At 69.6% G+C, this 12,592-nt stretch carries 12 protein-coding genes and 1 riboswitch; of the genes, 11 read left to right on the forward strand and 1 reads right to left on the reverse strand.

Annotation, left to right across the window (positions count from 1 at the left end; genetic code table 11):
• The first annotated feature begins 240 nt into the window (after positions 1 to 240).
• The 11 genes from rpsB to ABZZ79_RS26045 all read left to right on the forward strand — a co-directional run bounded on the left by rpsB (position 241) and on the right by ABZZ79_RS26045 (position 11,811).
• Positions 241 to 1,173: a 30S ribosomal protein S2 gene (rpsB, locus tag ABZZ79_RS25995; RefSeq protein ID WP_356692519.1), complete on the forward strand. Its 933-nt coding sequence runs from the start codon at positions 241 to 243 to the stop codon at positions 1,171 to 1,173.
• Positions 1,174 to 1,360: 187 nt separating this feature from the next.
• Entirely contained in the window at positions 1,361 to 2,197 is an 837-nt protein-coding gene (tsf, locus tag ABZZ79_RS26000; RefSeq protein ID WP_356692521.1) for a translation elongation factor Ts, read from the forward strand.
• 196 nt (positions 2,198 to 2,393) lie between these two features.
• Positions 2,394 to 3,152 carry a UMP kinase gene (pyrH, locus tag ABZZ79_RS26005; RefSeq protein ID WP_356692523.1) on the forward strand — a complete coding sequence of 253 codons (759 nt, stop codon included), beginning with the start codon at positions 2,394 to 2,396 and terminating at the stop codon, positions 3,150 to 3,152.
• A gap of 143 nt (positions 3,153 to 3,295) precedes the next feature.
• Entirely contained in the window at positions 3,296 to 3,853 is a 558-nt protein-coding gene (frr, locus tag ABZZ79_RS26010; protein WP_356692525.1) for a ribosome recycling factor, read from the forward strand.
• Positions 3,853 to 5,013, forward strand: a complete 1,161-nt coding sequence (locus ABZZ79_RS26015; protein ID WP_356692527.1) for a phosphatidate cytidylyltransferase — start codon at positions 3,853 to 3,855, stop codon at positions 5,011 to 5,013. The genes frr and ABZZ79_RS26015 overlap by 1 nt, the downstream gene beginning before the upstream one ends.
• Positions 5,014 to 5,183: 170 nt before the next feature.
• Entirely contained in the window at positions 5,184 to 5,630 is a 447-nt protein-coding gene (locus ABZZ79_RS26020) for an SRPBCC family protein (RefSeq protein ID WP_356692529.1), read from the forward strand.
• 125 nt (positions 5,631 to 5,755) lie between these two features.
• The gene (gene rlmN / locus ABZZ79_RS26025; protein ID WP_356692531.1) at positions 5,756 to 6,862 is read left to right on the forward strand and encodes a 23S rRNA (adenine(2503)-C(2))-methyltransferase RlmN; all 1,107 of its coding nucleotides are present in this window, start codon (positions 5,756 to 5,758) and stop codon (positions 6,860 to 6,862) included.
• 34 nt (positions 6,863 to 6,896) lie between these two features.
• Positions 6,897 to 7,004, forward strand: a riboswitch (TPP riboswitch).
• 81 nt (positions 7,005 to 7,085) lie between these two features.
• Positions 7,086 to 8,171, forward strand: a complete 1,086-nt coding sequence (locus tag ABZZ79_RS26030; protein WP_356692533.1) for a thiamine ABC transporter substrate-binding protein — start codon at positions 7,086 to 7,088, stop codon at positions 8,169 to 8,171.
• Positions 8,147 to 9,808 carry an iron ABC transporter permease gene (locus ABZZ79_RS26035; RefSeq protein WP_356692535.1) on the forward strand — a complete coding sequence of 554 codons (1,662 nt, stop codon included), beginning with the start codon at positions 8,147 to 8,149 and terminating at the stop codon, positions 9,806 to 9,808. The genes ABZZ79_RS26030 and ABZZ79_RS26035 overlap by 25 nt, the downstream gene beginning before the upstream one ends.
• Entirely contained in the window at positions 9,808 to 10,827 is a 1,020-nt protein-coding gene (locus ABZZ79_RS26040; protein WP_356692537.1) for an ABC transporter ATP-binding protein, read from the forward strand. The genes ABZZ79_RS26035 and ABZZ79_RS26040 overlap by 1 nt, the downstream gene beginning before the upstream one ends.
• 198 nt (positions 10,828 to 11,025) lie before the next feature.
• Complete coding sequence (locus ABZZ79_RS26045; RefSeq protein ID WP_356692539.1) at positions 11,026 to 11,811, forward strand: maleylpyruvate isomerase family mycothiol-dependent enzyme; 786 nt, start codon at positions 11,026 to 11,028, stop codon at positions 11,809 to 11,811.
• 74 nt (positions 11,812 to 11,885) lie between these two features.
• Here ABZZ79_RS26045 and ABZZ79_RS26050 read toward each other — a convergent pair whose 3' ends face one another.
• On the reverse strand, positions 11,886 to 12,542 hold the full coding sequence (locus tag ABZZ79_RS26050; protein WP_356692541.1) for an LAETG motif-containing sortase-dependent surface protein: 657 nt from the start codon (positions 12,540 to 12,542) through the stop codon (positions 11,886 to 11,888).
• Between the last annotated feature and the right edge of the window lie 50 nt (positions 12,543 to 12,592).

Raw genomic sequence — 12,592 nt, forward strand, 5'->3', positions numbered from 1 at the left:
CGCCGGGACCTGTGGACCCTCGACCGCTTGTGGACAGCGGCGTCACCCGGCACCTCTCGGGTTCCGTATACTTCTGGTGGCGACCCGGGCCACCGGGTCGACTTCGCACGCCCCGACGTCGGCGGTCAGTCCGCCGGTGTCTCGCGCCCCTCGGTCCTTCGCGGCAGGCGCATCGGGAGCGTCAGGCGCGGGAGCCGTCCGGCACCCGCGGCACAACCGAGAAACATGAGGAGAACGGCTATGGCCGTCGTCACGATGCGGGAGCTGCTTGAGAGCGGCGTCCACTTCGGTCACCAGACCCGTCGCTGGAACCCGAAGATGAAGCGCTTCATCTTCACCGAGCGCAACGGCATCTACATCATCGACCTGCTCCAGTCGCTGTCGTACATCGACCGCGCCTACGAGTTCGTCAAGGAGACCGTCGCCCACGGCGGCACGGTCATGTTCGTCGGCACGAAGAAGCAGGCGCAGGAGGCCATCGCCGAGCAGGCCACCCGCGTCGGCATGCCCTTCGTCAACCAGCGCTGGCTGGGCGGCATGCTCACCAACTTCTCGACCGTCTACAAGCGTCTGCAGCGCCTCAAGGAGCTTGAGCAGATCGACTTCGAGGACGTCGCGTCCTCCGGTCTGACCAAGAAGGAGCTCCTGGTCCTCTCCCGCGAGAAGGCCAAGCTGGAGAAGACCCTCGGCGGTATCCGCGAGATGCAGAAGGTGCCCAGCGCCGTCTGGATCGTGGACACCAAGAAGGAGCACATCGCGGTCGGTGAGGCCCGGAAGCTCAACATCCCGGTCGTCGCCATCCTCGACACCAACTGCGACCCCGACGAGGTCGACTACAAGATCCCGGGCAACGACGACGCGATCCGCTCCGTCACCCTGCTCACCCGTGTGATCGCCGACGCCGTCGCCGAGGGCCTCATCTCCCGCTCCCGTGTCGCCACCGGCGACAAGGGCGAGAAGGCCGCGGGCGAGCCGCTCGCCGAGTGGGAGCGCGACCTGCTCGAGGGTGAGAAGAAGGCCGAGACCGCTGAGACCGCTGAGGCCGCTCCGGCCGCCGAGGCCGAGGCTGAGGCCGCCCCGGCCGCCGAGGCTCCGGCCGCTGAGGCTGCTCCGGCCGCCGAGGCCGAGGCTGAGGCTGAGGCTGCTCCGGCCGCGGACGCCGAGCAGGCCTGACCCGTCCAGCGTCAGTGTTGACGGCGGGGGCGGCGCGGCACCACTCAGCGCCCCTACAGGCGTGGTGAAGTCCGCCCCCGCCGTTCACCCGTGGATCAGCGGGATGTCAGCGGACCCGGCTACATCCGGAACGCAGACTCCGTAGATCTTCGAGATCTTCCAGACTTCGAGAAAGACTCACAGACTCATGGCGAACTACACCGCCGCCGACGTCAAGAAGCTTCGTGAGCTCACGGGCGCCGGCATGATGGACTGCAAGAAGGCGCTGGACGAGGCCGACGGCAACGTCGACAAGGCCGTCGAGGCGCTGCGCATCAAGGGCCAGAAGGGCGTCGCCAAGCGCGAGGGCCGCTCCGCCGAGAACGGCGCCGTGGTCTCGATCATCGCCGACGACAACTCCTCCGGCGTCCTCGTCGAGCTGAAGTGCGAGACGGACTTCGTCGCCAAGGGCGAGAAGTTCCAGGCCGCGGCCGAGGCCATCGCCGAGCACGTCGCCAAGACCTCCCCGGCCGACCTGGAGGCCCTGCTCGCCTCCGAGATCGAGGCCGGCAAGACCGTCCAGGCGTTCGTGGACGAGGCCAACGCCAACCTCGGCGAGAAGATCGTCCTGGACCGCTTCGCGCAGTACTCTGACGGCTTCGTGCTCGCCTACATGCACCGCACGATGCCCGACCTGCCCCCGCAGATCGGTGTCCTCGTCGAGCTCGACAAGCAGAACGCCGACATCGCCAAGGGCATCGCCCAGCACATCGCCGCCTTCGCGCCGAAGTACCTCTCCAAGGAGGACGTGCCGGCCGAGGTCGTCGAGACCGAGCGTCGCGTCGCCGAGGAGACCACCCGCGCCGAGGGCAAGCCCGAGGCCGCGATCGCCAAGATCGTCGAGGGTCGGGTCAACGGCTTCTTCAAGGACGCGACGCTGCTCGGTCAGCCGTACGCGCTCGACAACAAGAAGTCGGTCCAGAAGGTCCTGGACGAGGCCGGTGTCACCCTGAAGCGCTTCACGCGCATCAAGGTCGGTATCTGAGTCCGTACCGGGACCGACGCGCGACCCGGGGCGGACTACCCGCTAGGGTCGACCGCAGTCGTCCGCGTACACCGCGGAACGCGCGTGTGACGGACGACAGCAGATCTGACGAGGAGGCCATTGCCAGCATGGGAAACACACCCCAGCGGCAATGGCCTTCTTCGTATGTGCAACACGTGAAAGAGGCGGGATCTCCATGACCACGAAGGCCCAGAAGAGCGACGACGGCAAAGTACCCGGCCGGTATCTGCTGAAGCTGTCCGGAGAGGCCTTCTCCGGCGGCGGGGGCCTGGGCGTGGACCCCGATGTGGTACACAAGATCGCCCGTGAGATCGCCGCGGTCGTACGCGACGGCGCCCAGATCGCGGTCGTCATCGGTGGCGGCAACTTCTTCCGCGGCGCCGAACTCCAGCAGCGCGGCATGGACCGTGCCCGTTCGGACTACATGGGCATGCTCGGCACCGTGATGAACTGCCTCGCCCTCCAGGACTTCCTGGAGAACGAGGGCATCGACAGCCGGGTGCAGACCGCCATCACCATGGGCCAGGTCGCGGAGCCCTACATCCCGCTGCGTGCCGTGCGCCACCTGGAGAAGGGCCGTGTGGTCATCTTCGGCGCCGGTATGGGTATGCCGTACTTCTCCACCGACACCACCGCCGCACAGCGCGCCCTGGAGATCGACGCCGAGGCGCTGCTGATGGGTAAGAACGGCGTGGACGGGGTCTACGACTCCGACCCGAAGACCAACCCGGACGCGGTGAAGTTCGACGCCCTCGGCTACGGCGAGGTCATCACCCGCGACCTCAAGGTCGCCGATGCCACGGCCGTCACGCTGTGCCGCGACAACAAGCTGCCGATCCTCGTCTTCGAGCTTCTGGCCGAGGGCAATATCGCTCGCGCCGTCAAGGGTGAGAAGATCGGCACGCTGGTGGGTGACCAGGGCTCCCGGGCCTGACCGGAGATTCACCCGGAGCCCGGCCGAGGGATGGACAATGTCCTGCCGGTCGGGAACCGTGCAGAAGAAGACGCGACGCAGCCGGCCGCCGCCCCGACGAGGAACCGCAGCCGGGCCTTACTCAAGACACGCAGGAGCAAGTGGTGATCGAAGAGACCCTCCTCGAGGCCGAGGAGAAGATGGAGAAGGCCGTCGTGGTCGCCAAGGAGGACTTCGCCGCGATCCGCACCGGCCGTGCGCACCCGGCGATGTTCAACAAGATCGTGGCCGACTACTACGGCGCGCCGACGCCGATCAACCAGCTGGCCTCGTTCTCCGTGCCGGAGCCGCGCATGGCTGTCGTGACCCCGTTCGACAAGAGCGCGCTGCGCAACATCGAGCAGGCCATCCGCGACTCGGACCTGGGCGTCAACCCGAGCAACGACGGCAACATCATCCGTGTGACGTTCCCCGAGCTCACCGAGGAGCGCCGCCGCGAGTACATCAAGGTGGCCAAGGGCAAGGGCGAGGACGCCAAGGTGTCCATCCGCTCCGTGCGCCGCAAGGCCAAGGACGCGATCGACAAGCTGATCAAGGACGGCGAGGTCGGTGAGGACGAGGGCCGCCGTGCGGAGAAGGAACTCGACGACACCACCGCGAAGTACGTCGCCCAGGTGGACGAGCTCCTGAAGCACAAGGAAGCGGAGCTGCTCGAGGTCTGATGAACGACTCTTCCTGGGGAGCGCCGCCACAAGCCGGGTACTGGGGGCCGTCCGACCAGGGGCCTGGCCAGGGGTATGTCCAAGGGGCTGCCCCGGCGGGTCCCGCGTACGATGCGCCTCAGGCGCAGCAGACTCGCCCCATGCCCATCGTTCCCGGCGTACCCGCGTATGGCGGAGACCAGGATGACGACAGGGGGGCCACTCGGCTGAGTGGCCCCTTGTTCCGCGACGAGACGCCGCACGTGCGGCCGTACGACATGCCGCAGGCGCAGCCCTCCCGGGTGGTGCCGCAGAATCCGGAGCCCATGCCCGACGCCCCGCAACCGGCGCCCGCACCGCAGAAGAAGAGCGCGGGCCGGGACCTGGGTGCCGCGATAGGGGTCGGCGTCGGGCTCGGCGCGGTGATCGTGGCGTCGCTGTTCGTCGTCAAGGCCGTGTTCGTCGGTGTCGTCGCGGTCGCCGTCGTCGTCGGTCTGTGGGAGCTGACCAGCAGGCTGGAGGAGCGCAAGGGCATCAAGGCGCCCCTCGTCCCGCTGGCGCTGGGCGGTGCGGCGATGGTCGTCGCCGGGTATGTCCGGGGCGCCGAGGGCGCGTGGGTGGCGATGGCGCTCACCGCGCTGGCCGTTCTGGTCTGGCGCATGACCGAGCCGCCCGAGGGCTACCTGAAGGACGTCACGGCGGGTGTCTTCGCCGCGTTCTATGTGCCGTTCCTGGCCACCTTCGTCGCACTGATGCTCACGGCGGACGACGGGGCCTGGCGGGTGCTGACGTTCCTGCTGCTGACCGTGGTCAGCGACACCGGGGCGTACGCGGTCGGCTGGCGCTTCGGCAAGCACAAGCTCGCCCCGCGCATCAGCCCCGGCAAGACCCGTGAGGGACTGCTCGGCGCGGTCTCGTTCGCCATGGTCGCCGGTGCGCTGTGCATGGAGTTCCTGGTCGACGACGGCACCTGGTGGCAGGGTCTGCTGCTCGGCCTCGCGGTCGCGGCCAGCGCCACACTGGGCGACCTCGGCGAATCCATGATCAAGCGGGACCTGGGCATCAAGGACATGGGCACCCTGCTGCCGGGCCACGGCGGCATCATGGACCGACTGGACTCCCTGCTGCCCACCGCCCCGGTGGTGTGGCTGCTGCTGGTGCTGTTCGTCGGCTCCGGCTGATCGTTCCTTCGCTCGTACGACGCCATAGTCGAACGCCGATGCGACATCGAGCCCCTGCCCCTCCCGGGTGGGGGCTCGACCGCGTTCTCCGGGGCATTGGCCGCTGAGTGTGCCGAGTGGGACGATTTCGGTGTACGCCCTCACCGGGGGTCGCCTCACAGGGGGTCGCCATGACCGCCATCCGAGAATCCATCGACGTCGACCGCCCGCCGGAAGATGTCTACGCATATGTCACCAACCCCTCCCACCTGACCGAATGGCAGTTGAGCGCGGTCGCGGCGGAGCCGTTGGAGGAGGGGCCGATGCACCCTGGCTCGCAGGTCAAGGTCACCCGTCGCATCGGCACCCGCGAGTTCCCGATGACCGTGGAGTTCGACATGCTCAACCCTCCGTACAGCTGGGACCTGCACGGAGTCGAGGGCCCTGTCAGGCCGCGCACCCACGGCTCGATCGAGCCGCTCGACGAGGGACGTCGCTCCCGCGTCACGATCGAGATCGACTTCGAGGGCCATGGCCTGGGCAAGGTCCTGCTGCCCCTCGTCGTCCGCCCGCAGGTCCGCAAGGAGCTGCCACGGGACGAGCTGCTGCTCAAGCAGCTGCTGGAGCAGACCACGTAGGCCGCGTGGCACGGTCACGTCCGCAGGCGATCTCGTGGCCGCGGATTCCGGCAAGGCCCTTGAACGCAACGGCGAGGTCCTCACATCGCAGGCCACTCATAACGATCTGCGACACTGGTAGGACCATGCCCAAGCCCGGAGAACTCACCTTTGTCGCGCCGCGCGGAGCCAAGAAGCCGCCGCGGCATCTCGCCGATCTCTCGCCCGCCGAACGCAAGGAGGCGGTGGCCGAGGTCGGGGAGAAGCCGTTTCGTGCCAAGCAGCTCTCGCAGCATTACTTCGCGCGGTACGCCCACGACCCGCAGGAGTGGACCGACATCCCCGCCGGTTCCCGAGACAGGCTGCGGGAGGCGTTGCTCCCCGAGCTGATGACGGTCGTAAGGCATCTGTCGACGGACGAGGGGACCACCCGCAAGACGCTGTGGCGGCTGTTCGACGGGACGCTCGTCGAGTCCGTGCTGATGCGCTACCCGGACCGGGTGACCATGTGCATCAGCTCGCAGGCGGGGTGCGGGATGAACTGTCCGTTCTGTGCCACCGGACAGGCCGGACTGGACCGGAATCTCTCCACCGCCGAGATCGTCCACCAGATCGTGGACGGGATGCGCGCCCTGCGGGACGGGGACGTTCCCGGTGGGCCCGCGCGGCTGTCCAACATCGTCTTCATGGGAATGGGCGAGCCCCTCGCCAACTACAAGCGCGTCATCGGGGCGATCCGGGCGCTGACCGACCCGGCCCCTGACGGGCTCGGGCTCTCGCAGCGCGGTATCACCGTGTCGACCGTCGGGCTCGTGCCCGCGATCCACCGGTTCGCCGACGAGGGCTTCAAGTGCCGGCTCGCGATCTCCCTGCACGCCCCCGACGACGAACTGCGCGACACGCTCGTCCCCGTGAACACGCGGTGGAAGGTGCGCGAGGTGCTCGACGCCGGCTTCGAGTACACGGAGAAGTCCGGGCGCCGGCTGTCCATCGAGTACGCCCTGATCCGGGACATCAACGACCAGGCCTGGCGTGGTGACCGCCTCGGCCGGCTGCTCAAGGGCAAGCCCGTGCACGTCAACCTGATCCCGCTGAACCCGACGCCGGGATCGAAGTGGACCGCCTCGCGGCCCGAGGACGAGAAGGCGTTCGTGGAGGCCATCGCCGCGCACGGGGTGCCGGTCACTGTCCGGGACACCCGTGGTCAGGAGATCGACGGGGCCTGTGGTCAGCTGGCGGCCACCGAGCGATAATCTGGCTGCGTCCGACAACGGAAGTCACATCTTCATATTCCGACAGGGGAGCGCCACAGCGCTGAGAGTGCGGCAATCGGGCCGCAGACCCTCTGAACCTCGCCCAGGTCATTCTGGGTAGGAAGTTCGGTCATCACTCAAGCTGTTGCGCCCTGCCCGGGCACCCCGCAGGGGGTCCCGGGCGGGGCCGCGTCTCTTCCTGGTCCATCCCAGGAGGAATCCAGTGCACACCAAGACGTTCGTCGCCGCGGCCGTCGGCCTCGGCCTGATCACGCTGTCCGCGTGCGGATCGTCCGACGCCGGCTCCGGCTCCGACGGCCAGGGCTCCAAGACGGTCACCCTGGTCAGCCACAGCTCGTGGGCCGTCTCCAAGGACGTCATCGCCGCCTTCGAGAAGGAGTCCGGCTACAAGGTCAAGGTCCTTGAGGACGGCGACGCGGGCCAGGCCGTCAACAAGGCCATCCTGACCAAGGACAACCCGCAGGGCGACGTGTTCTTCGGCGTCGACAACACCCTCCTGTCGCGCGCGCTCGACAACGGCCTCTTCCAGTCCTACGAGGCCCAGGGCCTCGACCAGGTCGGAGCGGACTACCAGCTCGACAAGGACGAGCACCGGGTCACGCCCGTCGACTACGGCGACATCTGCGTCAACTACGACAAGCAGTACTTCGCCGATCACAAGCTGGCCCCGCCGGCCTCGCTGGACGACCTGGTCAAGCCGGCGTACAAGAACCTCCTCGTCACCGAGAACGCCTCCACCTCCTCGCCCGGCCTCGGCTTCCTGCTCGGCACGGCCGCGCGCTACGGCGATGGGGGAGGCTGGCAGGACTACTGGACGAAGCTGAAGGCCAACGGCGTCAAGGTGGTCGACGGCTGGGAGCAGGCCTACAACGAGGAGTTCTCCGGCTCGGCCGGCGGCAAGGCCGCGAAGGCCGAGCGGCCGCTCGTCGTCTCCTACGCCTCCTCGCCGCCCGCCGAGGTGATCTACGCCGACCCGAAGCCGAAGACCGCGCCCACCGGCGTCGCCGAGGGGACCTGCTTCCGGCAGATCGAGTTCGCGGGCCTGCTGAGCAACGCGAAGAACGCCGAGGGCGGCAAGAAGCTGATCGACTTCCTGATCTCGGAGAAGTTCCAGGCGGACATGCCGCTGAACATGTTCGTCTACCCGGTGAACAAGAACGCTCAGGTGCCCGCCGAGTTCACCGAGTACGGCCCGGCCGCGAAGGACCCCGAGACCATGGACCCGGCCAAGATCGCCGAGAACCGTGACGACTGGGTCAAGTCATGGACCTCGCTCGTAGTGAAGTAGGCCGCGTGAGGAACGCGGCGCGGCTCGGGCTCATGGCCCTGCCCGTCGCGTTCTTCGGGCTGTTCTTCGCCTACCCCGTCGTCGCGATCGTCGAGCGCGGACTGAGGGTCGACGGGGCCTGGCAGTTCGGCCGGCTCGGCGAGGTTCTCGCCGACCCCGGCATCCGCCATGTGCTGTGGTTCACCGCCTGGCAGGCGCTCGCCTCGACCGCGCTCACCCTGCTGATCGCCCTGCCGGGCGCCTATGTCTTCGCCCGCTTCGACTTCCCCGGCAAACAGGCGCTGCGCGCGGTGGTGACCGTGCCGTTCGTGCTGCCGACCGTGGTCGTCGGCACCGCCTTCCTCGCCGTCCTGGGCCGGGGCGGGCTGCTGGACGAGCTGTGGGGCGTACGGCTCGACACCACCGTGTGGGCGATCCTGCTCGCCCATGTCTTCTTCAACTACGCGGTCGTCGTGCGCACCGTCGGCGGGCTGTGGGCCCAGCTCGACCCGCGGCAGGAGGAGGCCGCGCGGATGCTGGGCGCGTCCCGCCTCACCGCGTGGCGCACGGTCACCCTGCCCGCGCTCGGGCCCGCCGTCGCCGCCGCGGCCCTGATGGTCTTCCTGTTCACCTTCACCTCCTTCGGCGTGGTGCAGATCCTCGGCGGGCCGACCTTCTCGACGCTGGAAGTCGAGATCTACCGGCAGACCACCGAGATCTTCGACCTGACCACCGCCGCCGTGCTGACCCTGGTGCAGTTCGCCGCGGTGGGCGCGATCCTCGGCGTCCACGCGTGGACCGTACGGCGGCGCGAGAGCGCCCTACGGCTGGTGGACGCGGCCGGGACCGCGCGGCGGCCGCGCGGGGCGGGGCAGTGGGCCCTGCTCGCCGGGGTGCTTCTCTCGATCGTGGTCCTGCTGGTGCTGCCGCTGGGTGTGCTGGTGCAGCGGTCCCTCAAGGCCCCCGACCTCGGCTACTACCGGGCGCTGACCTCGTCCGACGGCGGTGTGTTCCTGGTGCCGCCGATCGACGCGATCGGCAACTCGCTCTCCTACGCCGCCGTCGCCACCCTTGTCGCCGTCCTGATCGGCGGTCTCGCGGCGGCCGCGCTCACCCGGCGCGACGCCGGGCGGCTGGTGCGCGGCTTCGACGCGCTGCTGATGCTGCCGCTCGGGGTGTCCGCGGTGACGGTCGGCTTCGGTTTCCTGATCGCCCTCGACGAGCCGCCGCTGGACCTCAGGTCCTCCTGGCTGCTGGTGCCGCTGGCGCAGGCGCTGGTCGGGGTGCCGTTCGTGGTGCGGACCATGCTGCCGGTGCTGCGCGCGGTGGACGCGCGGCTGCGGGAGGCCGCGGCCGTGCTCGGCGCGTCCCCGTGGCGGGTGTGGCGGGAGGTGGACCTGCCGATGGTGCGGCGGGCGCTGCTGGTGGCCGCCGGGTTCGCCTTCGCCGTCTCGCTCGGCGAGTTCGGGGCCACGGTGTTCATCGCGCGGGCCGACAATCCGACCCTGCCGGTCGCCGTGGCCAAGCTGCTGTCCCGGGCCGGTGACCTCAACTACGGCCAGGCCATGGCCCTTTCGACGATTCTCATGGTGGTGTGCGCCACCGCTCTGCTCCTGCTGGAGAAACTGGTGGTCGTGGATCGGACGGGGGAGTTCTAGTGCTGCTCAGCTGTGAAGACGCGACCGTGCGGTTCGGCGGACGGGCGGTGCTGGACGGGGTCGGTCTGGAGGTCGCCGAGCACGAGATCGTGTGCGTGCTCGGACCGAGCGGCAGCGGCAAGTCGACCCTGCTGCGGGCCGTTGCCGGGCTCCAGCCGCTGGACTCCGGGCGCGTGCTGCTGGACGGCCGCGACCAGACGGGCGTGCCCGCGCACCGCCGCGGGGTGGGGCTGATGTTCCAGGACCACCAGCTGTTCCCGCAGCGGGACGTGGGCGGAAACGTGGCCTTCGGACTGCGGATGCACGGTGTCTCCAAGGCACAGCGGCAGCAACACGTACAGGAACTGCTCGACCTGGTCGGGCTGCCGGGTGCCGCGCGGCGGGCCGTGGCCGCGCTGTCCGGAGGTGAGCAGCAGCGGGTGGCGCTGGCGCGGGCCCTGGCGCCCCGGCCGCGGCTGCTGATGCTGGACGAGCCGCTGGGCCAGCTCGACCGCTCGCTGCGCGAGCGGCTGGTCATGGAACTGCGGGAGCTGTTCGGCCGGTTGGGCACGACCGTGCTGGCCGTCACCCACGACCAGGGCGAGGCGTTCGCGCTCGCCGACCGGGTCGTGGTGATGCGGGACGGGCGCATCGCCCAGTCGGGTACGCCCCTTGAGGTGTGGCAGCGGCCGGCGGACGAGTTCGTGGCCCGCTTCCTCGGCTTCGACAACGTGGTGCCGGCGACCGTGACCGGGGAGGCCGCGGACACGCCCTGGGGCAAGCTGCCCGTGCCGGAGGGGTCCCCGCAGGGGACGCATGCCGTGCTCGTACGGCCCGCCGGGGTGCGGTTGGTGCCGGTGGCGGACGGGCTGCGCTGCACGGTGACCGCGCGCACCTTCAGGGGCACCCACGTGGCGGTCCGCCTTCAGCCCGGCGACGGGCCCCGGCTGGAGGCGGCCTGCGCGCTGCGGGACGCGCCGGGGGTGGGGGACGAGGTGGCTGTCGCCTTCGACGGGGCGGAGGTCGTGGTGCTCGGGTGATTCTGGTTCGACGGGGCGGAGGTTGTGGTGCTCGGGTGACTCCGGTTCTACGGGCGGATGTCGTGGTCCTCGGGTGACTCCGGTTCGACGGGGCGAGGGTCATGGTGCTCGGGTGATCCCGGAGGGCGGTGTGATGATCCGATCGACCCTGTGGAAAACCCGGAGCCCGTTGATCACCCGGCTCCTATCGTGAAACGCATGACGCGACTCACCCATGATCGATACTGCGACGAGATCACCCACCAGATCGGCCTGTTGAGGTCCTTGCTGACCTCCGGCGTCGCCCTCGCCGCCCCGGTCCCGACCTGTCCCGAATGGACGATTCAGCAGCTCGTGGAGCACACCGGAGGTGCCCTGCGCTGGGTGGAGGCCCTGGTGCGCACCCGGGCCGAGCAGGACATCCCGGAGGAGGAGATCCCGCTCGTCGACGGACCCGCCGTCAAGGGGGACGCCGCGGCCCTGGAGGCCTGGCTCACCGAGACCGGTGACCTGGTGACCGCGGCTCTGCGGGAGGCCGGGCCGGACGCCAAGGTGTGGTCCTGGGCCGGGATGGTCGACGCGGGCTTCTGGTCCCGCCGGATGTGCCACGAGGTGACGATCCACCGCGCCGACGCGACCCTCGCGGCCGGCCTGCCCTTCGAGGTCGCGCCCGAGGTGGCCGCCGACGCGGTCGACGAGTGGCTCCAGATAGTCCAGTGGCTGCAGCGCACGCGGCCGATCCAGCCGGAGGTGCCCGGCAGCAGCATCCACCTCCACGCCACCGATGCCCCGGCCGGGCTGAACGCGGAGTGGATCGTCGAACTTCCCGGTGACGGGGTCGTGTGGCGGCGCGGTCACGAGAAGGCGACCGTCGCGCTGCGCGGCCCGCTCACGTCCGTGCTGCTCGCGTTCTACCGGAGGGTGTCGCTGGACAGCCCCGGTCTGGAGGTGCTCGGCGAGCGCGAGCTCCTGGAGTTCTGGCTGGAGCGGGCCACCTTCGAGTGACCCCGGACGATGGCCCGCTCTCGTGCCGCGCGGTGGGGGCGACGCTGTCGGCGCCGCCCCGGTGAAGCGAGGCGTCAGCGGCTGTTCGAGCCGCGTCGGCGCATGCCGAAGAAGACCGCGCCGCCGCCGACCACGACCAGAGCGGCCGCGATACCGGCGATGAGACCGGTGTTGGAGTTGGCGCCGGTCTCGGCGAGGTTGGAGTCCCCGGCCGCGGGCGAGGGAGCGTTGTCGGCGGGCGGTGCGCTCTCGCTCTGCGGGGCCGACGGCGTCGGGGTCGGGGTCGCCGACTCCGAGGGGGACGGGGCGCTCTCGGAGGGCGTCGGCGAGGGGGCCGACGGCGTCGGCTTCGGGGTGTCGTCCTTCTTGCAGGGGGTGGACGGCGTCACGAGATTCGGCTTGATGTCGTCGTCGACATAGCCCTTCGCCACGACGTGGATGCGGTACTCCGCGTTCGGCTTCCAGTCCTCGGCGAAGGTGATGGTGGTGCCCTTGGCGGAGCCCTTCACCTCCTGGGTGCCGACCAGGCGTTCGTCGGCACCGTTGTTCTCGAGGTAGACCGAGACCGTGGCGGTGATGCCGGCCGGGTCCTTGTCGGTGACGGTGATGACGCCCTTGTTTCCGTCGCACACGGCGGCGGCGGTGAACTCGCTGATGTCGCAGGCCAGCGCGTTGCCCGCGACACCGAGCGCGAGCGTGGCGGAAGCGGCGGCGACACCGAGGGCACGCACGGAATGGCGTGCGTTACGGCGGGATATGGACACGTTTGTCCTTAAGTGAT

Origin of the sequence: Streptomyces sp. NPDC006458 (genome assembly GCF_040612135.1) — a bacterium.
In the GTDB taxonomy this organism is placed as follows: domain Bacteria; phylum Actinomycetota; class Actinomycetes; order Streptomycetales; family Streptomycetaceae; genus Streptomyces.